The sequence below is a fragment of the Roseibium algicola genome, from assembly GCF_001999245.1.
GTDB lineage: Bacteria > Pseudomonadota > Alphaproteobacteria > Rhizobiales > Stappiaceae > Roseibium > Roseibium algicola.
In genome coordinates this window covers 2,795,234-2,816,986 of record NZ_CP019630.1, presented here as the reverse complement: position 1 = coordinate 2,816,986, position 21,753 = coordinate 2,795,234, and the positions used below count along the sequence as shown (strand labels likewise).

Genomic DNA, 21,753 nt, shown 5'->3' with positions numbered 1-21,753 from the left:
GGACAAGCCGTCAGGCGGCCGATGCCGCCTGACGATCTGTTCGATTATTCGAAAACGGCGCCCGGGTTGTCTAGGCTGTCGGAACCTTCAAACGCAATATCGTCGAGTTCAAGCACCTTGACGACCCGCTCGATGGAAGCCGTCTGGTCAACCAGTGCATCGACAGCGGCCTGCACGACGGCGTTGCCCTCGTCATTGCCTTCGCCGATCATCTGGTCGTAGGCTTCGCCGCTTTCGGCCCGGGCCTTCATGGCTTCGAAAGCCGCCAGCGTGGCGTCGAGCTTCGTCTTCATTTCTTCTGCCAGCGCCGGGTCCTTTTCCGCCACCAGATCGGCCAGGGAAGCACCGGAAACATCGTTGCCGACCGGGCTCTTGTACGACCCGAAATAGACGTTCCGGATACCGACCACGTCGTTGTAGTGCGACATGTGGGTGTTGTCGGAGAAGCAGTCATGCTCTTCTTCCGGATCATGCAGCATAAGGCCAAGCTTGATGCGCTCACCGGCCAGTTCGCCATAGGAAAGAGATCCCATGCCGGTCAGGATGGTAGCAAGACCACCGGCCTCGCCCTTGCCGGCCAGTTCTTCGCGCGCAGCCCCGTCAGGAGCCCAGGCATTGGCCATTTCTTCAAGATCCGTAATCAGAAGATCGGTTGCGGCCTGCAGATACTGAATGCGGCGCTCGCAATTGCCACCGGTGCAGTTTGCCGGATCAAAGTCGGTGGCTGGGCGGTTGCCGGCACCGGCTTCGGTGCCGTTGAGGTCCTGACCCCACAGCAGAAATTCGATGGCGTGATAGCCGGTGGCGACATTTGTTTCCACTTCGCCAGCCTCCTGAAGGGATTCAGCAAGCAGGGCCGGCGTGATTTCGGTGGCATCGATGGTTTCGCCACCGACCTTGAGTGACGGATTCGCGATCACGTTGGCGACGTAGAGATCGTTTTCTTCCGATTCATCACCGTAGGACGCGTCAACATAGTCGATCAGGCCTTCGTCGAGCGGCCATGCATTCACCTTGCCTTCCCAATCGTCGACAATGGCGTTGCCGAAACGGTACGCCTCTGTCTGCTGGTAAGGGTCGCGTGCTTCCTTCCAGGCGGTGCGCGCGGCTTCCAGGTTTGCTTCGGTCGGCTCAGTTACGAGCTTGTCGATCGCGGTCTTGAGCGTCTTGGCCGTTGCGAGCGAGTCCGCATATTTCGCCTGGGCGATGTCGCCGTAGGTCGACAGAACGTCGGAAGGTGCTGCAGCCAGGGCCGGTGTGACGAAAAGGGCAGAAGCGGCCAGAAGGCCAAGCTTGAAAGTATTCATTGATCCATCCCGTAATATGTGTCGCCCGCAGTGCGCGTGGACCGTCTCTGGGCGAAACCTGAATGATTTTGTGGCGCGGAAACACGCGCCGCAGGGAGAGGGAAACCATTTCATGAGGCAGGAAGTCAAGTTATAATTCCAAAAAAATCAATAGTTTAGAACAGTTCCAAAAAGTTGACTTATAAATGCCGGATTTGATTCCCATCTCAAAGTCTTAAAGCCGACATCAACCCTTTGATGGTAAAGAGGGAATGGTATAGCAATAAAAGCCGGCCTGTTTGGGGGGCCAGGCAACAGGAACGACAGACATGCTCAATGCGCTGAAAAGTTTTGTTCGGGAGCTGACCTTTGGTGACAGCGGAGAAAAGACCTTCGCCGAAGACGACAAGCGCCTGGCTGCGGCGGCTCTCTTGTTTCACCTGATCGATATCGACGGTGTGATCGAGGAAAGCGAAAGCTCGAAGCTGCGGGAAATCCTGCGCAAGCACTATGACCTGACGGACAAGGAAACCACCGAACTGATCGCCGCCGCCAAGCAGCGCGACGAGGAAGCGGTCGATCTGTACGGCTTCACATCGGTGCTGAAGCGCACAACCGACGAGGAAGAGCGCCTCGCGATCGTCGAGATGATGTGGGAAATCGTCTATGCCGACGGCCACGTGCACGAGTTCGAGGACAACACAATCTGGCGGGTTGCCGAACTTCTCGGGGTCTCCACACGCGATCGCATGACCCTGCGCCACAAGGTTGCCCAGACTGCCCCGGAGACCGACGAACTGGACTGATCGCCCACGCGATAATCAGCCGGGACGCGTATTTATGCAGGATGAAGTGGCAACGGGACTCGATTTTCGTGCCGACCTCCCTCATATTAAGTCCATGCTTTTTCAGTCCGATCCCGTGAAGAACCGACCGAAAGTCCTGATTGTCCTGCATCAGGAGCATTCCTCGCCCGGACGAGTGGGCCTTGAGCTTGTAAAGCGCGGCTTCGCGCTGGACATCCGCAAGCCTCGGTTCGGCGACCTTCTCCCTGACACCATGGAAAACCATGCCGGCGCCGTCATTTTCGGCGGCCCGATGAGCACCAACGATCCCGATGCCTTCATTCAAAAGGAAATCGACTGGATCGGTGTTCCGCTTGCCGAGGAAAAACCCTTTCTCGGCATCTGCCTTGGTGCGCAGATGATGGTCAAGCATATGGGCGGCACAGTTACGGGCCATCATGAGAGCCTGGTTGAGATCGGCTATTATCCGCTGCAGCCGACCGAGGCAGGCAAATCCCTGATGGACTGGCCGAAAAAGGTCTATCAATGGCATCGGGAAGGGTTCGACCTGCCCCGCGGCGCCGATCTGCTGGCCTCCGGACCGACTTATCCGAACCAGGCGATCCGCGTCGGGTCTTGCGGCTACGGCATCCAGTTTCACCCGGAACTGACCCACCAGATGATGGTCCGCTGGACGACCAAGGGTGCCCCGCGCATGGAGCTGCCCGGCGCCCAGCAACGCCGCGACCATTTTGCCGGACGCTTCGTTTACGATCCCGCTGTTCGGAAATGGCTCGACCGTTTTCTGGACCTCTGGATCGGCACGGCCGCCGCCCCGGTTTGCCACGGCATGCTGAAGGCAGCGGAATAACCGGCGTATCAGACCCGATACCCCGGCAAGACATTGCTTTAACGAGACCCTGAACTGCCTCCACCGTCATTCCGGACAAGCAAGGCGAAGCCGTGCGCAGATCCGGAACGACAGTGGCTGGGGCTCAGGCGCCTCGAATTCTGCAACAATTGTCACCGGGCTCCCCTTGCGCGTCTCACCTCCGGTGACAGACGAAAGAGTAACAAAAGTCGCCCCAGATAATCCCGAACGGCTTTTGAAATGAGTGTCGCAAGCACCCAATCTTTTAATGACGCCGATTGCGCAACGCTTGCGAATAAGGCTGTCTATGCGGCGAAACAGAAACCACCGGGACACCACGATGACTGTCTTTGTCGCCCTGCTCCGCGCCGTGAATGTCGGCGGAACCGGAAAGCTGCCGATGGCGGATCTTCGGTCCATGGCTGAGGACATCGGCCTTCAAGCTGTTGCCACCTATATACAGAGCGGAAATCTTGTCTTCACGTCAGATCTGGAAGCCGAGGACGTTCTGTGCCGACTCACCGAAGTCCTCACGGCTTATTTCGGCAAGACGCCGGGCGTCATGCTTCGGACCATCCCGGAACTCGAAACTCTTTGCGCGCAAATGCCGTTTCCGGACGCCCCGCCAAACCGCGTACTGGTGAACTTTCTGCCGGAGGCTGCTCCCTCCGATGCCCTCGAGGCGATGGTAGCACCCGATGGCGAAGAGGCCGTCGTCCTTGGACGTGAAATCGTCGTCCGTTACCCTGACGGCTCTGGTCCCTCCAAATTGAAGTTCCCGGCCCTGAAACCCGGCACCGCCAGAAACCTCAACACTGTCCGCAAGCTGCTGGAAATGGCCCGGGAACGAGGCTGACCAGGAAGACAATCCGCCTCTCGTCCACCGTCATTCCGGACAAGTGCAGCGAGGCTGCACGCAGATCTGGAAACCAGATGTCAGCGTGAGCGCAGCGAACACTCAAGCTGGAAGAAAGACGCGCTTGAAGCGCGAATGATATCTGGCTCCTGGATCTGCACGCGGCACCGCCGCGCTTGTCCGGAATGACGAGCTAAGTGGACACAAAAAGGCCGCCCGGAATGGATCCGGACGGCCTTTGGTTGATGCTGTCGCCAGCATCTTAGCTTTCGAAGACCACCAGAAGGTCCTTGGCGTCGATCTGCGAACCTGGTGAGACCAGGACTTCCTTGACCTTGCCGTCGCGTTCGGCGTGGAGTGCGGTTTCCATTTTCATGGCTTCGATGGAGACCAGCACATCACCGGCGGTGACATCCTGACCGGCGGTGATCGCCACCGTGGAAATGACGCCCGGCATCGGTGCTCCGACATGCGCCGCGTTGCCGTCCTCGGCCTTGCGCATTGCGGCAGCTCCGGTGGCGCCATGGGCGCGGTCCGGAACCTTGACGTTGCGCGGCTGGCCGTTGAGCTCGAAGAAGACCTTCTTCTCGCCCTTCTCGTCGGTCTCGCCGATCGCCTGGCAGCGGATCACCAGCGTCTTGCCGGCTTCCAGATCGACGGAGATCTCGTCACCCGGTTCCAGGCCGTAGAAATAGACCGGGGTCGGCAGGACGGACGTCGGACCATATTGCTGCTGGGCCTTGTCGAAGTCGGTGAACACCTTCGGGTACATCAGATAGGAGGCAAGCTCGGTGTTGCTGATGCCGTGGCCGGTCTTGTCGGAAACAGTCTTTCGCTCCGCATCCAGATCAGCATCCTTCAGGAGCGACCCCGGCCGCACGGTGATCGGGGTTTCGCCCTTCAGAACCTTCTTCTGAAGCGCTTCCGGCCATCCACCCGGAGACTGGCCGAGGTCACCGTGCAGCATCTTGACGACGCTGTCGGGGAACGCGACGTCCTTCGCCGGATCCTCGACCTCCGCAACGCTCAGCCCCTGGCTGACCATCATCAGCGCCATGTCGCCGACGACCTTGGAAGACGGGGTCACCTTGACGATGTCACCAAACATCATGTTGACGTCGGCATAGGCCTGCGCCACTTCGTGCCAGCGGGTTTCCAGGCCAAGCGAACGGGCCTGTTCCTTGAGGTTGGTGAACTGGCCGCCCGGCATTTCGTGCAGGTAGACTTCCGATGCCCCGAAGCGCAGGTCGCTTTCGAAGGCACGATATTGGGTCCGCACCGCTTCCCAGTAGAACGAGATCTGGCGGATCGTCTTGGCGTCGAGGCCGGTATCACGGTCGGAACCGCGCAGGGCTTCCACGATGGAGCCAAGGCACGGCTGGGAGGTCAGGCCGGACAGCGCGTCCATGGCTGCGTCCACCGCGTCGGCGCCCGCTTCGACCGCTGCCAGAACAGTGGCCGCGGCGATGCCGGAAGTGTCGTGCGTGTGGAAATGGATCGGCAGGCCGACTTCCTGTTTCAGCGTCCGGATCAGGACCTTGGCTGCTTCCGGCTTCAACAGGCCGGCCATGTCCTTGAGACCCAGGATGTGTGCGCCGGCTGCTTCCAGTTCCTTGGCAAGGCCGACATAGTATTTCAGGTCGTATTTCGGCCGGGCACTGTCCAGCATGTCGCCGGTATAGCAGAGCACGCCTTCGCACAGCTTGCCTGCTTCCTGGACCGCGTCCATGGAAACACGCATGTTCTCCACCCAGTTGAGGCAGTCGAACACGCGGAAGAGGTCAATGCCGTTTTCAGCGGCTTCCGCCACGAAATACTTGACCACATTGTCCGGATAGTTGGTGTAACCGACACCGTTGGAGCCGCGCAGCAGCATCTGCAACAGGATATTCGGCGCCTTTTCGCGGATCTTGTGCAGGCGTTCCCACGGGCTTTCGGTCAGGAAACGCATGGCAACGTCGAAGGTCGCGCCACCCCAGCATTCCAGCGAGAACAGGCTCGGCAGACCGGCTGCATAGGCATCCGCGATGTTGACGATATCGTGGGTCCGCATGCGGGTTGCCAGCAACGACTGGTGCGCATCGCGCATGGTCGTGTCGGTCACCAGCGTCCGCTTCTGGTCCTTCATCCAGTCGGCAAAACCCTTCGGACCCAATTCGTCCAGCAACTGGCGTGTGCCGGAGGGCTTGGCATCGCCGAAGTTCGGGATGACGGGCGCGGCCACATCCTTCGGCGGACGTGCGCGGCTCTTGGTTTCCGGATGACCGTTCACCGAAACGTCGGCGATATAGGTCAGGAGCTTGGTTGCGCGGTCCTGACGCTTGGTCTGCTCGAACAGGGCCGGCGTCTCGTCGATGAACCGGGTCGTGTAGTTGTTGGCCTTGAAGTCGGCATGGCTGATGATGTTCTCCAGGAACACCAGGTTTGTCGCCACACCGCGGATACGGAATTCGCGCAGGGCGCGGTCCATGCGCTTGCGGGCGTCTTCCGCCGTCGGGGCCCAGGCCGTGACCTTTTCAAGAAGCGGATCGTAGAAACGGGTGATGACCGCACCGGAATACGCCGTGCCGCCGTCCAGACGGATGCCGAAGCCCGTCGCCCCGCGATAGGCGGTGATGCGCCCGTAATCCGGAATGAAGTTCTGCTCCGGATCTTCCGTCGTGATGCGGCACTGCAGGGCATGGCCGTTGAGACGGATCTTGTCCTGGGAGGGAACGCCGCTTTCCGGCGTGCCGATCTTCTCGCCTTCGCAGATCTTGATCTGTGCCTGGACGATGTCGATGCCGGTGACCTCTTCCGTCACCGTGTGTTCCACCTGGACGCGCGGGTTCACTTCAATGAAGTAGATGGCACCGGTGTCGGCATCCATCAGGAACTCGACCGTGCCGGCGCCGCGGTAATTCACGGCCCGGCCGATCTTCAGACCATATTCACAGAGCTCGGCCCGCTTTTCGGCCGAAAGATACGGCGCCGGAGCGCGCTCGACCACCTTCTGGTGGCGGCGCTGGATGGAACAGTCGCGCTCGAACAGATGAACCACGTTCTCGCCGTCGCCCAGGATCTGAACTTCAACGTGGCGCGCCCGCTGGACCAGTTTCTCCAGATAGATCTCGTCCTTGCCGAATGCCGCCATGGCTTCGCGCTTGGCCGCCAGAACTTCTTTGGCCAGGGTCGCTTCGTCCGGAATGACGCGCATGCCGCGGCCACCACCGCCCCAGGAGGCCTTCAGCATGACCGGGTAGCCGATCTCGGCGGCCTGGCGCTTGATTTCGTCCATGTCGTCCGGCAGCGGATCCGTTGCCGGCATCACCGGCACACCCGCCTCGATGGCCAGATTGCGCGCGGCCACCTTGTTGCCCAGGCGGCGCATGGTTTCGGACTTCGGTCCAATGAAGGTGATGCCGGCTTGTTCGCAGGCATCCACGAATTCCGGGCTTTCGGACAGAAGGCCGTAACCGGGGTGAATGGCGTCTGCACCGGAGAGTTTGGCAACGCGGATAATCTCGTCGATGGAGAGGTACGCCTCGATCGGCCCGAGCCCCTTGCCGACCTGATACGCTTCGTCGGACTTGAACCGGTGCAATGCCAGTTTGTCCTGCTCGGCATAGATCGCAACGGTCTTCATGCCCAGCTCGTTGGCGGCACGGAACACCCGGATCGCGATTTCAGATCGGTTAGCAACGAGAATTTTTGTTATCGCCAAACGCCTTCTCCCCCTAATTTTACGCAAAACGAAAAGCCAGTTTCGGCAAGATTTCTACTTTGGTCGGAGGCGCTTGAAAAGGGGCAGAAGCTATGTCCTTTTTTTAACTTGGAAAATAATTTTGCGTCTGCGCCCGTAACTGTAGGAAAACGAACACTAATTCGATTGAACCCCAGATCCTCCCGGACTTTTTGAAAAAGGTGCAGCGCAGCAATTTTCAGATCGGGACAGGCACCGAAACCGCAAAAACCGGCTTGCGTGGCTGCTGACCATTTCGGGACACATTCCTGTCTGCAAGACAAATTCACCCTCAGGACGGCCCAACTGCGTAGACACCGCTCCATCGGAAACCCACTAGATCTTGTGAGAACAAATCCGCAACCTTTATGAATCAGCGATTCGTCCAAGATTCGTTCACCCTGTGTCCCCGGGTAAACGGCATTCTCCCTCCGGCGATGATACGCGTTTATAGAAAATTAATCATTGACAGAGATTCGGAGCAAATCAGCCACAACCGCGCAAAACGACACAACCTCTTGACCAGATTCAGGATTTTGTGGCTCTACCCACCTCGCAAACCACATGTCGTAGGGAACAAATCCTGAATCGTCCGGAGTCGCCGATTCGGTTTCGGTTTGTTCCAGAGTCGTTCTCCACAACATATTTCAACCGTCAAAAACCTGACCGGCTGGCCAAAAGAATAAGGACATGCCCGCCCCGGCTGTGCTAGACACGCGACACCAGATATAGGCGCCATCCGTTTGCGCCGATCCGAAGAAAGCCGATCACAAGCCTCCCCATGCCCCGTCCCCAAACCCTGCCGCTGCCGCCGTCTGCCCGGTCCCGCACTGTGACGGCCGTGCTCGGACCGACCAATACCGGCAAGACCCACCTCGCCATTGAACGCATGCTGGCCCAGCCTTCTGGGCTGATAGGGCTGCCGCTGCGCCTGCTCGCGCGTGAAGTCTATAACCGTGTTGCCGACCGCGCAGGTCCGGAAGCGGTGGCGCTGGTCACCGGCGAAGAAAAGATCGTCCCGAAGAACCCGCGGTTCTGGGTCTCGACGGTTGAGGCCATGCCGCTGGACCTGAAGACGGATTTCGTCGCCATCGACGAAGTACAGCTGGCGGGCAACCTCGATCGCGGTCATGTCTTCACCGACCGCATCCTGAATGTTCGCGGTCAATCCGAAACGCTCCTGCTGGGTGCGGCGACCGCACGCCCGCTGCTGGAAAAACTGCTGCCGGGCATCAATGTGGTCACGCGGCCGCGCATGTCCGTGCTGGAATATGCGGGCTCCAAGAAGGTCTCGCGCCTGCCGGCCCGTTCGGCCATCGTCGCCTTCTCGTCAGACGAAGTTTATTCCATTGCAGAGCTCATCCGTCGCCAACGCGGCGGGGCGGCCGTGGTGCTCGGCTCGCTAAGCCCGCGCACGCGCAACGCACAAGTGGAACTGTTCCAGAACGGCGATGTCGATCACTTGGTCGCGACCGACGCCATCGGCATGGGGCTGAACCTCGATGTCCATCACATCGCCTTTGCAGGTAACCGCAAATATGACGGCTACCAGTACCGCCAGCTGACCGCCTCGGAGATGGGGCAGATCGCCGGACGGGCTGGCCGCCACACCAAGGATGGCACCTTTGGCGTGACCGGACGGGTCGATCCGCTGGACGACGACCTGGTCGAACAGATCGAAAGCCACCACTTCGACAGCCTGAAAGTGCTGCAATGGCGCAACAGTGCGCTGGATTTTTCGTCGGCAAACGCCTTGCGCTCAAGCCTCGACATGGTGCCGCGCGAAGAGGGTCTCGCAAGGGCACCCATTGGCGACGACATCACCGCTCTTGAACATTTATTGCGCGATCCCGCAATATCCGGCATGGCAAAGGGCGGAAATGCGGTCGAATTGTTATGGGACGTGTGTCAGGTCCCCGACTATCGTAAGATCGCCCCGGCGAACCACGCAGAGTTGCTCAACACCATTTACACCCACCTGATGCAGGACAATGCGATTGCCGATGACTGGTTCTCGCGTCAATTGGCCTTCGCAGACCGGACAGATGGTGATATCGACACTCTCGCAAACCGGATTGCACATATCCGGACCTGGACCTATGTCGCCAACCGTCCCGACTGGCTGGCCGATCCGGCCCACTGGCAGGGCGAGACGCGCGACATAGAAGACAAACTATCTGACGCCCTTCACGAGCGGCTGACGCAGCGGTTCGTGGATCGGCGTACAAGTGTATTGATGCGACGTTTGAGAGAGAACGCAATGCTGGAAGCGGAAATTACATCGAGCGGCGATGTGCTCGTGGAAGGTCAGCACATCGGGAATCTGCTTGGCTTCCGGTTTGCCCCTGACGCGGCAGCTGAAGGACCGGACGGCAAGACCGTGCGTGCCGCAGCCCAAAAGGCCCTGACCACTGAAATCGAATCCCGTGCGGACAAGCTCGGCAAGTCCGAGAACTCCGATTTCGTGCTGACATCCGAAGCCGTGATCCGCTGGCGCGGGGAACCCGTGGCCAAGCTCGTCGCCGGAGAAGAGGTGCTGACACCGGTCGTGCTGCTGCTGGCCGACGAACATCTGACCGGCCCGGCACGCGACAATGTACAGGCGCGGCTTGATCTGTGGGTCAAGGCACAGATCGACACCCTGCTGAAACCGCTTGTCGACCTGAAGGCCGGCGAAGGCCTGGAAGGTCTTGCCCGCGGCATCGCGTTCCGCATCGTTGAAGGCCTCGGGATCCTGGAACGCCAGGAAGCGGCAGACGAGATCCGCCAGCTCGACCAGGACATGCGCGCCAGCCTGCGCAAGCACGGCATCCGCTTTGGTGCCTACACCGTGTTCGTGCCCGCCCTGCTGAAGCCTGCGCCGAGCCAGCTGCTGGCACAGCTCTGGGCCTTGAAGCACGGCTCGCTGGACATGAACGGCATGGCCGAACTGCCACAGCTGTCTGCATCCGGCCGCACGTCCATCCCGGTTGATGAAACCATCGACAAGGCGCTTTACAAGGTTGTCGGTTTCCGCGTCTGTGGCCCGCGTGCTGTTCGCGTCGACATTCTGGAACGTCTGGCTGACCTGATCCGTCCGCTGATCGCCTGGAAGCCGCTTGATGCGGAAGTCAGCCCGCCGGAAGGCGCGGTCGCAACCGGAGGCGGCTTCACCGTCACCGTTGCCATGACATCGCTGCTCGGCTGTGCCGGCGAGGACTTCTCCGCCGTGCTGAAATCCCTCGGCTACCGGTCCGAGACCAAGGAAGTGCAGCGCCCTGTTGCGGCCAAACCGGCAACGGAAGCACCGGCAGAGGCGCCGGTGGCGGAAACTGCTGCGACCGAAGCGGACACTCCCGCCGAAGCAACCGCAACGGAAGCACCGGCTACGGAAGAGACGGCTACGGAAGAGACGGCCGAAGCCGTGTCCGCCGAAGCCGCTTCTGAACCGGCCACTGCCGAAGCTGAAGCGGTGTCCGAACCGGCGGAAGCCCCCGCCGAAGCTGCAGCATCAGCCGAAGGCGCAGCCGTTGAAACCGCTGAAACCGCCGCCGTGGAAGCAACGCCGGATGCACAGACGGAAGGCGAAACCGCTGCTGCTGAGATCACTGCTGGTGAAGCCGAACTGGAAACGGTGACCATCGAGATCTGGCGTCCGGGCCGGCACGACCGCCGTCCACGCGGCCGTCAGGACCAGCGCCGTGGCGGCGACAACCGCCGGGGCCAGGGCCAAGGTCAGGGTGCCAAAGGTGGTCAGGGCGAGAAGCGTCACGGCAAGGGCGGACCGAAAGGCGAAGGCCGCGGCCGTGGTGGTCATGGCGGCCAGAAGGGCTTTGACGGCGGCAACCGTCGCGACAAGGCCCCAAGGGACAAGCCGATCGATCCGAACTCGCCCTTCGCGGCCCTGATGGCCTTGAAGGCGAATATGGACAGCAAGGACAAGAAGTAATTCCTGCGCCTGAAAACAATGCTGCCGCCGGCAGCCTGCGCATCGACAAGTGGCTCTGGTACGCCAGGGTCACCAAATCCCGCTCTCTTGCCCAGAAGCTGGCGACATCCGGTCATGTCCGGGTGAACAAGGACAAGATCGATTCCGCCAGCAAGACTGTCCGAACCGGCGACGTTCTGACCATCGGCCTGGATCGCCGTATCCTCGTCCTCAAGATCCTTGCCCTGGGCACCAGGCGCGGTCCCTATGAAGAGGCTCGCAAGCTTTACGAGGATCTGTCGCCGCCTCCCCCGCCGAAGGATGCCCCGCCGCCACCTGCGCCTGCACAGCGCGAGGCTGGTGCCGGTCGCCCGACCAAGCGCGAGCGGCGGAAAATCGACGCGTTCCGCGGCGGCGATTGACGCTGTTTCCTGACAAAGCCCGGAAAACAGAAAAACTTTCTCTTTCAGGCCCGGACTGCGTCATCCAGAGCGCTTGCGCCCGTTTGACAAAAACGATACCCAACATCTGCACCAGACGTTATACGTGCGCCTTCTTTGCGAGAGCGGCACGAAACTGACCGCCAGGGCCTTGCGCAAATCGGCTGCAGGCTGCCCGGCGCCGAATGAGGATAGCGATGACCTACGTCGTCACGGACAATTGCATCAAATGCAAATACACCGACTGTGTTGAAGTCTGCCCGGTGGACTGTTTCTACGAGGGTGAGAATTTCCTCGTCATCAATCCGGACGAATGTATCGACTGCGGCGTCTGCGAGCCGGAATGCCCGGCGGAGGCGATTTTGCCTGACACGGAGCCCGGCCTCGAGAAATGGATCGAGGTCAACGCCGAATACTCTGAGAAGTGGCCGAACATCACTGAGAAAAAAGAACCGTTGCCGGACGCTGAAGAGTTTGACGGCAAGGAAAACAAGTTCGAAAAGTATTTTTCGCCGAATCCTGCGTCCTGATTCGCGAAAACTGCTTGTGCGGCAGACTGCCGCAAGACAAACAAGAACTGCTTAAAACGGCGATTCTTCCATCTTTTTCAGGTACCTGCCCGTGGCGACCGGGCGGGGCCCTTGTGGTGTTTTGGCACCATTAAAGCTCAGTACTTTAATTTTCCACAAAAGTGTGGTACACATGGAAGATAGTCGCCAACCACGAGAACAACCCCCAAAACGGAGTCTTTGAAAACTGTCCCGGGTATCAACAACCGGACAGATCAAGCTCCCGGCAGCTCATGTGACTGATCAAGGTTCTAAAGTGGAAAACGTCGACTGACCAGCCCTGACACGCCGCATATCAACAGGCGTTCCATTACGGATCGCTCTGCGGGGTTCGTGTCGCACAAGAACAGGGGACCGCACCGCGGTCCGTCATCGGTCCGAACCCGGACCGCCAACTGCGCAGGAGAGAATACGAGTATGGCAACGAACACCAAAAAGACCGCGCAGCGCCAAGGTTTCAAGACGGGCGAGTACATTGTTTATCCGGCGCATGGCGTCGGCCAGATTACCGCCATTGAAGAGCAGAACGTTGCAGGTCACTCTTTGGAGTTGCTCGTTATCGTTTTTGAACAGGACAAGATGACCCTTCGTGTCCCGGTGGCAAAGATTGCCTCCGTCGGCATGCGCAAGCTTGGCGACCCTGCGGCCGTCAAGAAGGCTCTCGAGACCGTTCGTGGCCGCCCGCGCGTTAAGCGGACGATGTGGAGCCGCCGCGCTCAGGAATATGAAGCCAAGATCAACTCCGGCGACCTGATCGCGATTTCTGAAGTGGTTCGCGATCTTTTCCGCTCTGAAAACCAGCCGGAACAGTCCTACTCTGAACGCCAGCTCTACGAAGCTGCGCTCGACCGTATGGCCCGCGAAATCGCGGCAGTGAACAAATGTTCCGAAACCGAAGCGGTCAAGCAGATCGAACAGAACCTGGCAAAATCTCCGAGCCGCATCAAAGCCGCTGAGGAAGCTGCAGCGGAAGACGACGAGGACAAGGAAGAAGCCGCTTGATCCAAGCGGATTTTCCGAACGCGAAAATCGACGAGGGCCTGGAGAAATCCGGGCCCTTATTCGTTTTGGCACCACCACCTCGCGCGCTGTTCACGCGAAAGTGCACAAAAACTGCCCCAACGGTAGCGATAAGTGATCTAACCTACGCTTCGGTACGTATTTCCCCCGATAACATATCGGAGCGTCGATCATGTCCCAGAGCGAGAAACGTCAACTGGTAAGGGCCGCGATGAAAGCCCCCTACCTCACGCGCGAAGAGGAACTGGAGCTTGCGATCCGCTGGCGACATAACCGGGATGAGAAAGCGCTTGAGAAATTGTCGCTCTCGCACATGCGCCTGGTCATTGCCGTTGCCTCACGCTTCCGCAACTTCGGGCTGTCGCTTGGCGATCTGATCCAGGAGGGCCATGTAGGTCTGCTCGAGGCCGCCGCCCGGTTCGAACCGGAACGGGAAGTGCGCTTTTCCACCTATGCGACGTGGTGGATCCGCGCTTCCATCCAGGACTATATCCTGCGCAACTGGTCGATCGTTCGCGGCGGCACCTCTTCTTCCCAGAAGGCCTTGTTCTTCAACCTTCGGCGCCTGCGCGCCAAGCTCTCCGGCAATCAGACTCCTCTGACCGACAGCGAGCTTCACCAGAAGATCGCCGACGCAATCGGCGTCAAGCAGTCCGATGTCGCCCTCATGAATGCGCGGCTGTCCGGCCCTGATACGTCCCTGAACGCTCCTGTGACCGACAGCGAAGGCTCCAGCGCGGACCGTCAGGACTTCCTTGTGTCCGATGCCCCGTTGCCGGACGAGATCGTGACCGTCAACATCGATGCCGAACGCCGCCGGCGCTGGCTGTCCTCCGCCCTGGAGGTTCTCAGCGAGCGCGAATTGAAGATCGTGCGTGAAAGACGCCTGTCGGAAGAGGGCGCCACGCTGGAATCGCTTGGCGTGAAACTCGGCATTTCCAAGGAACGCGTGCGGCAGATTGAAAGCCGGGCCATGGAAAAACTGAAATCCGCCCTGCTGGCAGCACAGCCGGACAGGGCCGCCTACAGCACCTGACCTCTATCTCCTCCAAGTAACTCTGACGGGCGGACCTTCCGGTCCGCCTTTTTTTGAGCAGCGTCAGTTTTCAGCCAGACAAATGCCGGAGCCGAACCGGGAGAAAAACCATCAGTCGACGATCAGCTTGATCGCCGTGCCTGTCGGGATCGCCTGATCGGCGTTCAGATCGTTCAGGATGGAGAAGAATTCCAGCCGCCGTGAAGGCTCGACACCGCTCATGCCGATCGCCAGTTTCCGCGGTGTGTCGCCCGGCTTGGAGGTGACGACCTTGATCCGGAGCGAGCGCAGGCGGGCACGCTCGGTCGGCGACAGCTGCTGGAAGCTTTCCACCGTCTGGTGGAAATCCCGGTCGAACGTTTCATTGGGCGAGCGGCTGGCAAAGATGAAGCGATACCCTGTTTTGCCGATCCGGATCACTGCAATGCGGAAGGACCAGCCCTGGGTGATGGCCGCCCCGGTGACCGCCGGCAGGCCGTTGATCGTCGTTTCGCGGACGCTTTCGGGCAGCAGGCCGTTGATCCAGCCGGAGTTCATGTAATCACGCAGGCCGGAATAGCTGCTGACATCTGCACCGTCGAACCGGATCGCCGTGCCGTCGCCATTGCTGGCCAGAACCGCTTCGGGCGTGTTTTCCAGAATGTAGCCGGAAGGCACGGTGTAGCTGATGCCGAGCGCCTTGTGCAGGAACGAACGTCCACGGACGAACCCTTCAAGCGGATCGTCGCCGAACAGCATGCCGTCGATCTGGCTGAGATAGCGGGTGCGGTCACGCTCGCCGATGCCCGGTGCACCGATCTGCCGGGCCGCGCGGATGGCGATCTGCAAGCGCTCCGGCGTGGAAGGGTGGGAAGACAGGAAGTCTGGCGCGGTCGAACCCGACTTGTCGGCGGACTGGTAGCGGGCAAAGGCTGCCATGGACCGCAGGAACCGTGCAGCGGCATAGGGGTCGAAACCGGCCCTTGCGAGGGTCTTCACACCGATATCGTCGGCTTCAAGCTCCTGCACCTGGCTGAAGCGGGCAAAGGAAAGCTGCGACGAGATGATCGCCTTGCGGGCTTCCTCGCTGTCCTGCACCACGTCGGTCAGGATCTTGTTGGCAAGCTGCTTGGCTTCGGCGCGTTGCTGGCGCTTGATTGCGTGGTTCGCCGTCACATGCGCCATCTCGTGCGCCAGCACGGCGGCAACTTCCGACGTGTCGTTGGCAAGGGCGAGCAGGCCGCGCGTGACATAAAGATAGCCGCCCGGCAAGGCGAAAGCGTTGATGGCCGGCGAATTCAAAATGGTGATCTTGTAGCTCTGCGAAGGGTCTTCCGATGCCGCCACCAGCCGGCCGACAACGCTCGCAACAGCCCGCTCCGCCCCGGCGTCCTTGTAGACACCGCCATAGGTGGCCACCACACGCGGATGCTCACGCTCGCCGATATCGGCCGCAAGGTTGGGACGCAATGTACCGGGCGTTACCGTGCCAACGGTCGGTCCGTCACCCAGCAGCTGGCAGGAGGCCACCAGAAGCGCGGAACCGCCTGCAACAAGGTTGCGCAGCCAGGTCCGGCGCAGGCCGCGCCGCGCGGGCAAACATGCCGGCTGACGGAAATCAGTTGCTGCTTTGGCCGTCACGTCCTGCCCTTTTGTCATTCAGTACCACCAGTTGCTCCGGATGGCGGAGCACCATAGACGGTCCGTCCCTTTCCTGAACGGAGCCGCGTATTTCGACAACCTGCCCTTCCAGGGCATCCAGCGTCCAGCCGGATCGCCCGAGGGCCGTGTTGACGTCGTCCTCAGCTGAAGCCTTCAGCGTGACCGTGAAATCTGTTTTCCAGTATTTTCCGAAGTTCAGATAACGGGTGCTGCGCGTTTTTCCAAGGGAAACAATACGTCCTCTTGCAATAACATAGTGCCCGGAAGCGTCGCTGAAAGACTTTGGCGCGGCTGCGGAATAGACAAGACGCGGCGATGTCTCGCCCCAAAGGCCCGCTCGTGCCAGGCTTGCCTGCGTTTCCGCGGCCCGCAAGGCGTCTGCACACTCAGCTCCGGCATGACCCGGAGCAAAAATGGCAACGCCTGCCTTCAAAAGTTGCTCCTGCAGAAGCGCGGAATGGCCATCATCCGAAACGAACACCCAGCCGGGCGTTAGCCCCCAGCGGTTTTCCGGTCCAGCCGCGACTGCGGCCAGCTCCAGATCAGGCCGACTTTCCAGATAGGTTTGCAAGGTGTTCCGGCGGGCATCTTCGCCGCCCGCCTGTCCTGACGCCTGCACCGGCATCTCGATATCGCTCGCAAGGAAGCGGTCTCCGGCGGCGGACACGAACAAGGCTTCACTGCTGTCGAAGGTCACCTGAACGGTTTGTTCCCGCACCCCGGCGCAAACATCGGCAGCCTCGGGTATTTCCGGGCGCTCCACCGGCGCGCGCTCGTCAGCGGCTACGGCCTGGGTCAGCAGAACCGCAACGCAGCCGGCAAGCAACGGTGCGGCAGCCGTGCGCAGGGTTTTCACCCGCCCGGCTTTTCTCCATCCCGTTTTCTGTCGCCGTTGTGGCACGTCCGCTTCCTTCACCTTGTTGCGCAACCCTTTTCCGGAACGCTTCCTGCAGGCAGGCAGCGCAAGGCACACGTCACCCGACAACATGCATGGCATCGGGCAAGGCTGAGAAAGCGGTCACGATGATCCAAACTGCTAAGCAGCGAATAAGGCAAGTCCAAGACACGCCAGTAAAACGGCAGTAAAAATGAGGACAACGCGGGAGCAGCCCCAAGGTGCGTCAGCATCCCCCTCGCCGCGCACCGGCGTCCTCGACAAACAATCCCCATCGGCAGCTACAGTCTGTTGCAGCCAGGGGTCGCCACGGACGTCAAATCATGCTAATCGACCGCATAAAGGCCCCGTAGCTCAGCAGGATAGAGCATCAGATTCCTAATCTGAGGGTCGCGCGTTCGAATCGCGCCGGGGTCACCAGTTTTCTCAACATTTCAAAAAATCTGGAAGATCCAGAAAGCTCGAAACAGAACCTGTTTCCGATGGGCGAGATTATGTCTCGCATCGCTTAAAGATGCGCTCGGCTCGGTATGGAAGCTGGCGACTGCGAGGTCTATTGGCAGGCCATTTAGCCTGCTGAGGCGTTGATGATCGAAACAGAACGCTCTGAGTTTACTGAATGTGACTTTGAAGAGCTTGCCCCACGCCTTGCGGAAGAAATCGCAAAGGCCATCTCAACGAAACCCGCAAGCAATCCGGAGATCAGGGCACGCGCCCTTCAGATCTATCTCGGCAGAAAGGCGGAAGAAAGCTACGCGCAGGGTATGCAGCCGAAGCAGGTTTCATAAAACAAGTCTGAGCGCGCAGGCAACGGGCGCCTGCGCCGAACGTTTGTCGGTTGCCTTACGGCGTGACTGGCGTGTGCAGCGTCGTGACAGGGATGCCGGTGGCGACGGAGCCGTCGGTCAGGGCATGGCTGGGGTTGGCGGCCTTGGTGGCGGCGACACCGGCGAGGATCATGGCGACGACGGCGATGCTCCAGAATTTCATGGCACTGCTCCCTATGGTGAAGAGCGCTCCTGCCACGCAGGCGCAAGCTCTGTTCAGACCTGTACGCCCGGCCAGGGGTGACCGGGCGTACAAAAGCCGACCTTTTCAAACAGATGGCGCATCCGGTGACCGTCTCGGCAGACGTGGGAGGCAAATTCGCCACGATTCGAACTTCGACTTTCGTCTATATTAGACTTTAGGATGAGATTGAACAATGCCGTGGAGTTACTTATTCGGCAAGTATTTGACATGGCTTGGCTTTCAGGCTTGGCGCGACGGAAATCGCCTTCCAGCTTCGCATGGATAAGGACAGCCATCCCTGAAAAGGGGCGTTATGCGCTGCGCGGCTTGCGCCTTTGCGCCGCCAGTTCCCGCGTATAGGCCGACAGGGCGTCCAGATGCTGAGCGGCACCGGCGCTGTCGCGCGCGGCCAGCGCATCGGCCAGGGCCTGATGCAGGTCGGCGATCCGTTCGCGGTCGCGCAGGCGGTAGACCAGCATGTTCATGAGTGGCTGCATCGCCTCGAAGGCGGCCGACAACTGGAAAACCAGGATCGGGTTGTCCGTTGCCCGCGCCACGGCCGAATGAAAGGCGACGTCCGACGCGCAAAAGTCCTCGTCGCTTGTGTCACGGTTTCTCTGCCGGGAAATTTCGCGTGCAAGTTCGGCCAGCTGGTCGTCGGTGCGTTTTTCCGCCGCCAGGGGCAGCGCGGCAGCTTCCAGCGCAAAGCGGGCCTCGATGGCGTCTTCCAGTGGAATGTCGTTCATGCCGATCAGGAGCCGCGTGGTCGTCATCAGGTTGTCCTGAGCTTCGGCCCAGGTCATGCGATTGACGAAAGCCCCACCGGAAGAACCCCGCTCGCTGCGGATAAGGTTCTGGGCGGCAAGCCGTTTCAAGGCCTCGCGAACAGTCGACCGCGACACACCGAAGCGCTCCGCCAGATCGGCTTCGCTCGGCAGGCGCTCCTCACCGGCAAGGCGACCTTCGAGAATGGCATTGCGGATGGCATTGGCGATCTGGACCGAAAGGCCCTCTTTTTGAATCGTGTTGAATTCAATCGCCAAAAGAACCTCCGAATTTTCGCCTGAACCCCGGCAAACCTAAAGAGACGACCCGACACGGTCAAACAAATTGTTTAAATGTCTGACAATTAAATGTTTGACTTTTAGAGACCGCCCCCGCAGCCTAGGAGAAAATTTATCGGGAGGATCGGGTGGACACCGTTGCGCGGCTCATGCCTGGCCACAGAGCGTTCTGGCTGACCTTTTATGCCGCCATTCTGGTGGCCTGGGCCATCCTGTTCGCCATGCAGGCAGGCGGCCTGAGGGAAACCACGGACTGGCAGCTTACCGGGCTACCCATGGGGCAGCCGCTGGAGGCATTCCTGTCCCTGTGCTCGGCAACAGCCGCCAATGCCGGCTTCGGGGTCGCCGCCCTGATGTGGGCCCTGATGGCCCTGGCGATGATGGCACCAACAGCCTTTCCAGCTTTTCGCACCTATGCGCAGCTGACACAGACAGCCGCCGCAGGCATCTTGCCGCTGGCCGCGCTTGTGGGTGGGTATCTGGCTGTCTGGCTCGGATTTTCGCTTCTGGCCGGTTCTCTTCAGGTCTGGCTGGCGGAACAAAGCCTGCTCGATCCATTCGGCAAATCTGTTTCCAACCCGTTGAACGCAGCCCTGCTGCTGCTGGCGGGGGCTTATCAGTTCAGCCGCCTCAAGCAGGCCTGCCTCAGCTCCTGCCGGAACCCGTTGACCTTTTTCTTCAGCCATTGGCAGCCGGGGGCCCGGGGCGGGCTTTCGCTTGGCCTCAGGCTTGGCGCCGTCTGCCTTGGCTGCTGCTGGGCCTTGATGCTGCTCGCGTTTGTCGCCGGGACCATGAATCTCGCCTTCATGGGAGGCGCCATGGTGCTGATGACACTGGAAAAACTTCCCGATATCGGCGCGAAACTTACCGCGCCGGTCGGCGTTTTCCTCATTCTGGCCGGACTGGTCGTTCTGGTTCTGCCGTTATTACTAATAACCATATAGGGAGAAAATCATGTCCGGCTGGGCCATCAGAGGAGAACTGATCCTCAACTGCAATTGCACCGTCTTCTGCCCCTGCGTGGTGTCGCTCGGCAAGCACCCGCCCACAGAGGGTTACTGCCAGGCCTGGGCGGGTGTGCGCATTGACGAAGGCCACTATGAGGGCGAGGACCTCTCCGGCCTCAATGTCGGCCTCGTCCTGGAAATTCCGGGCCTGATGGCCCGCGGCAACTGGAAGGCCGCCGCCTATATCGACGAGCGCGCCAGCGAAGCGGCCTATGACGGATTGATCAAGATCTTCTCCGGCCAGGCCAAGGGCACCACCGGCCTGTTCCGGGTTTTGGTCAGCGAGTTTCTGGGCGCCGAACGTGCCCCCGTATCCTACACCAACGAAGGCAAGAAACGCCGCCTGATCGTCGGCAAGGCGATCAAGGGCGAGGTGGAGCCTGTGCGCGGCGCCAATCCGGACGAGGATATCGTCGTCAAGAACACCGAATACTGGATGGGTTCGGACATCACGGTCGCCACCGCCACGCAAGGCCGCGTGCGCGCTTACGGCAGGGTCTGGGATTTTGACGGCAGAAGTGCTGAAATCTGCCAGATCGACTGGTCCGGCCCGGCGGCGGAAGCCGCCGCCTGAAACCGAAGAGAAAAGGGAACAGCTCATGACCTTCAAGGCACTGATTGTCGACAAGGACGAAGACGGCAAAACCCACGCCTCGATTGAGAACATCGACGTGAGCCGGTTGCCGGAAGCCGATGTCACCGTTGCCGTCGAATATTCCACGCTCAACTACAAGGACGGCCTGTGCCTTGGCCCGGGAGGGGGACTGGTTCGAAACTATCCGCATGTGCCCGGCATCGACTTTGCCGGAACCGTCGAAGAAAGCTCCGACGACTGGTACAAGCCGGGCGACAAGGTGGTGCTGACCGGCTGGCGCGTCGGCGAAGCCTGGTGGGGCGGCTACGCCCAGAAGGCACGGGTAAAGGGCGAGTGGCTCGTCCCATTGCCGGAAGGCCTGACCACGCGCAACGCCATGGCCATCGGCACAGCCGGCTTCACGGCCATGCTTGCGGTCATGGCGCTTGAGGAGCACGGGTTGAAGCCTGAAAGCGGGCCGGTGCTGGTCACCGGTGCCGCTGGCGGCGTCGGCTCCGTCGCAACCGCCATTCTGGCCAATCTCGGCTACGAGGTTGCCGCCGTCACCGGACGCGAGAGCACCTGGGATTATCTGAAGTCTCTTGGCGCCGCCCGCGTGGTGCCCCGCGATGACGTTGCCGAAACGGTCAAGCGCCCCCTCGAAAGCGAAACCTGGGCGGGCTGTATCGATGCTGTCGGCGGTCCGATGCTCGCACGGGTTCTCGGCCAGATGAAATACGGCGCATCCGTTGCAGCCGTCGGCCTTGCAGGCGGCGCCAATCTGCCGGCAACCGTCATCCCGTTCCTGCTGCGCGGCGTCAACCTGCTGGGCATCGACAGCGTTATGAAGCCTTATGACGGCCGCCTGAAAGCCTGGGAACGGCTGGCGAAAGACCTGCCGATGGACAAGCTGGAAGCGATGATCCACCCGGCGACCCTTGAAGACCTGCCGGCGCTTGGTGCCGACATCCTGAAAGGCCAGGTCAAGGGCCGTGTCGTCGTCGACGTGAATGCCTGAGACAATTCCTTGCCCGGGTGGACAATGCGTCTGCCCGGGCGAATTTCGTCAT

Annotated in this window: 18 protein-coding genes and 1 tRNA gene; 13 read left to right on the top strand and 6 right to left on the bottom strand. The window is 60.4% G+C overall.

Annotation, left to right across the window (positions count from 1 at the left end; all coding sequences use genetic code 11):
- Positions 1–44: 44 nt before the first annotated feature.
- The gene (locus B0E33_RS13145) at positions 45–1,307 is read right to left on the bottom strand and encodes an imelysin family protein (RefSeq protein WP_077291438.1); all 1,263 of its coding nucleotides are present in this window, start codon (positions 1,305–1,307) and stop codon (positions 45–47) included.
- A gap of 308 nt (positions 1,308–1,615) precedes the next feature.
- On the opposite strand from B0E33_RS13145, the gene B0E33_RS13140 reads away from it, so the two are divergent.
- The 3 genes from B0E33_RS13140 (at position 1,616) to B0E33_RS13130 (ending at position 3,798) form a co-directional block, all read left to right on the top strand.
- Positions 1,616–2,092, top strand: coding sequence for a tellurite resistance TerB family protein (locus tag B0E33_RS13140; protein WP_023002633.1), 477 nt, complete (start codon positions 1,616–1,618; stop codon positions 2,090–2,092).
- A 94-nt stretch (positions 2,093–2,186) separates the two neighbouring features.
- Positions 2,187–2,942: a glutamine amidotransferase gene (locus B0E33_RS13135; RefSeq protein ID WP_077293285.1), complete on the top strand. Its 756-nt coding sequence runs from the start codon at positions 2,187–2,189 to the stop codon at positions 2,940–2,942.
- A gap of 340 nt (positions 2,943–3,282) precedes the next feature.
- A complete protein-coding gene (locus B0E33_RS13130) occupies positions 3,283–3,798 on the top strand; it encodes a DUF1697 domain-containing protein (RefSeq protein ID WP_077291437.1) in 516 nt (171 codons plus the stop codon).
- 262 nt (positions 3,799–4,060) lie between these two features.
- Here the strand turns inward: B0E33_RS13130 and pyc are convergent, their stop codons facing one another.
- Entirely contained in the window at positions 4,061–7,501 is a 3,441-nt protein-coding gene (pyc, locus tag B0E33_RS13125) for a pyruvate carboxylase (protein ID WP_031270079.1), read from the bottom strand.
- 799 nt (positions 7,502–8,300) lie between these two features.
- On the opposite strand from pyc, the gene B0E33_RS13120 reads away from it, so the two are divergent.
- From B0E33_RS13120 to B0E33_RS13100, 5 genes are all read left to right on the top strand, one after another.
- The gene (locus tag B0E33_RS13120; RefSeq protein WP_077291436.1) at positions 8,301–11,447 is read left to right on the top strand and encodes a DEAD/DEAH box helicase; all 3,147 of its coding nucleotides are present in this window, start codon (positions 8,301–8,303) and stop codon (positions 11,445–11,447) included.
- Positions 11,447–11,848 carry an RNA-binding S4 domain-containing protein gene (locus B0E33_RS13115; protein WP_055660072.1) on the top strand — a complete coding sequence of 134 codons (402 nt, stop codon included), beginning with the start codon at positions 11,447–11,449 and terminating at the stop codon, positions 11,846–11,848. The genes B0E33_RS13120 and B0E33_RS13115 overlap by 1 nt, the downstream gene beginning before the upstream one ends.
- Positions 11,849–12,063: 215 nt before the next feature.
- On the top strand, positions 12,064–12,396 hold the full coding sequence (gene fdxA / locus B0E33_RS13110; RefSeq protein ID WP_031270075.1) for a ferredoxin FdxA: 333 nt from the start codon (positions 12,064–12,066) through the stop codon (positions 12,394–12,396).
- A 456-nt stretch (positions 12,397–12,852) separates the two neighbouring features.
- The gene (locus tag B0E33_RS13105) at positions 12,853–13,437 is read left to right on the top strand and encodes a CarD family transcriptional regulator (protein WP_023002626.1); all 585 of its coding nucleotides are present in this window, start codon (positions 12,853–12,855) and stop codon (positions 13,435–13,437) included.
- Between the two features lie 190 nt (positions 13,438–13,627).
- On the top strand, positions 13,628–14,491 hold the full coding sequence (locus tag B0E33_RS13100) for an RNA polymerase factor sigma-32 (RefSeq protein WP_055660074.1): 864 nt from the start codon (positions 13,628–13,630) through the stop codon (positions 14,489–14,491).
- Positions 14,492–14,602: 111 nt separating this feature from the next.
- Here B0E33_RS13100 and B0E33_RS13095 read toward each other — a convergent pair whose 3' ends face one another.
- Together B0E33_RS13095 and B0E33_RS13090 are read right to left on the bottom strand one after the other, a co-directional pair.
- Positions 14,603–16,129, bottom strand: coding sequence for a M48 family metalloprotease (locus B0E33_RS13095; RefSeq protein ID WP_208992226.1), 1,527 nt, complete (start codon positions 16,127–16,129; stop codon positions 14,603–14,605).
- Positions 16,089–16,988 carry a hypothetical protein gene (locus B0E33_RS13090; RefSeq protein ID WP_156912397.1) on the bottom strand — a complete coding sequence of 300 codons (900 nt, stop codon included), beginning with the start codon at positions 16,986–16,988 and terminating at the stop codon, positions 16,089–16,091. Before B0E33_RS13090 ends, B0E33_RS13095 begins: the two co-directional genes overlap by 41 nt.
- 382 nt (positions 16,989–17,370) lie before the next feature.
- Here B0E33_RS13090 and B0E33_RS13085 point away from each other — a divergent pair.
- A tRNA-Arg gene (locus tag B0E33_RS13085) sits at positions 17,371–17,447 on the top strand.
- 167 nt (positions 17,448–17,614) lie between these two features.
- The gene (locus B0E33_RS13080; RefSeq protein ID WP_062486229.1) at positions 17,615–17,815 is read left to right on the top strand and encodes a hypothetical protein; all 201 of its coding nucleotides are present in this window, start codon (positions 17,615–17,617) and stop codon (positions 17,813–17,815) included.
- A gap of 55 nt (positions 17,816–17,870) precedes the next feature.
- Here B0E33_RS13080 and B0E33_RS30915 read toward each other — a convergent pair whose 3' ends face one another.
- Both B0E33_RS30915 and B0E33_RS13075 read right to left on the bottom strand, forming a co-directional pair.
- Positions 17,871–18,017 carry a hypothetical protein gene (locus tag B0E33_RS30915; RefSeq protein ID WP_023002620.1) on the bottom strand — a complete coding sequence of 49 codons (147 nt, stop codon included), beginning with the start codon at positions 18,015–18,017 and terminating at the stop codon, positions 17,871–17,873.
- Positions 18,018–18,349: 332 nt separating this feature from the next.
- Positions 18,350–19,081, bottom strand: coding sequence for a FadR/GntR family transcriptional regulator (locus B0E33_RS13075; RefSeq protein ID WP_077291434.1), 732 nt, complete (start codon positions 19,079–19,081; stop codon positions 18,350–18,352).
- A gap of 149 nt (positions 19,082–19,230) precedes the next feature.
- Here B0E33_RS13075 and B0E33_RS13070 point away from each other — a divergent pair, with 149 nt between their 5' ends.
- The 3 genes from B0E33_RS13070 to acuI are packed head-to-tail and all read left to right on the top strand — an operon-like array spanning position 19,231 to position 21,701.
- Positions 19,231–20,046 carry a DUF2182 domain-containing protein gene (locus tag B0E33_RS13070; protein ID WP_208997810.1) on the top strand — a complete coding sequence of 272 codons (816 nt, stop codon included), beginning with the start codon at positions 19,231–19,233 and terminating at the stop codon, positions 20,044–20,046.
- Between the two features lie 10 nt (positions 20,047–20,056).
- Positions 20,057–20,683, top strand: a complete 627-nt coding sequence (locus B0E33_RS13065; protein ID WP_023002616.1) for a DUF1326 domain-containing protein — start codon at positions 20,057–20,059, stop codon at positions 20,681–20,683.
- A gap of 25 nt (positions 20,684–20,708) precedes the next feature.
- The gene (gene acuI, locus B0E33_RS13060; RefSeq protein WP_077291433.1) at positions 20,709–21,701 is read left to right on the top strand and encodes an acryloyl-CoA reductase; all 993 of its coding nucleotides are present in this window, start codon (positions 20,709–20,711) and stop codon (positions 21,699–21,701) included.
- The last annotated feature ends 52 nt before the right edge of the window (positions 21,702–21,753 follow it).

Bases quoted from the DNA above. Each gene is read 5' to 3' on its own strand.
- B0E33_RS13105 (WP_023002626.1), top strand. From the start codon at position 12,853: ATGGCAACGAACACCAAAAAGACCGCGCAGCGCCAAGGTTTCAAGACG.
- B0E33_RS30915 (WP_023002620.1), bottom strand. From the start codon at position 18,017: ATGAAATTCTGGAGCATCGCCGTCGTCGCCATGATCCTCGCCGGTGTC.
- B0E33_RS13120 (WP_077291436.1), top strand. From the start codon at position 8,301: ATGCCCCGTCCCCAAACCCTGCCGCTGCCGCCGTCTGCCCGGTCCCGC.
- B0E33_RS13100 (WP_055660074.1), top strand. From the start codon at position 13,628: ATGTCCCAGAGCGAGAAACGTCAACTGGTAAGGGCCGCGATGAAAGCC.
- B0E33_RS13135 (WP_077293285.1), top strand. From the start codon at position 2,187: ATGCTTTTTCAGTCCGATCCCGTGAAGAACCGACCGAAAGTCCTGATT.
- fdxA (WP_031270075.1), top strand. From the start codon at position 12,064: ATGACCTACGTCGTCACGGACAATTGCATCAAATGCAAATACACCGAC.
- B0E33_RS13130 (WP_077291437.1), top strand. From the start codon at position 3,283: ATGACTGTCTTTGTCGCCCTGCTCCGCGCCGTGAATGTCGGCGGAACC.
- B0E33_RS13140 (WP_023002633.1), top strand. From the start codon at position 1,616: ATGCTCAATGCGCTGAAAAGTTTTGTTCGGGAGCTGACCTTTGGTGAC.
- acuI (WP_077291433.1), top strand. From the start codon at position 20,709: ATGACCTTCAAGGCACTGATTGTCGACAAGGACGAAGACGGCAAAACC.
- B0E33_RS13080 (WP_062486229.1), top strand. From the start codon at position 17,615: ATGATCGAAACAGAACGCTCTGAGTTTACTGAATGTGACTTTGAAGAG.
- B0E33_RS13065 (WP_023002616.1), top strand. From the start codon at position 20,057: ATGTCCGGCTGGGCCATCAGAGGAGAACTGATCCTCAACTGCAATTGC.
- B0E33_RS13145 (WP_077291438.1), bottom strand. From the start codon at position 1,307: ATGAATACTTTCAAGCTTGGCCTTCTGGCCGCTTCTGCCCTTTTCGTC.
- B0E33_RS13095 (WP_208992226.1), bottom strand. From the start codon at position 16,129: ATGACAAAAGGGCAGGACGTGACGGCCAAAGCAGCAACTGATTTCCGT.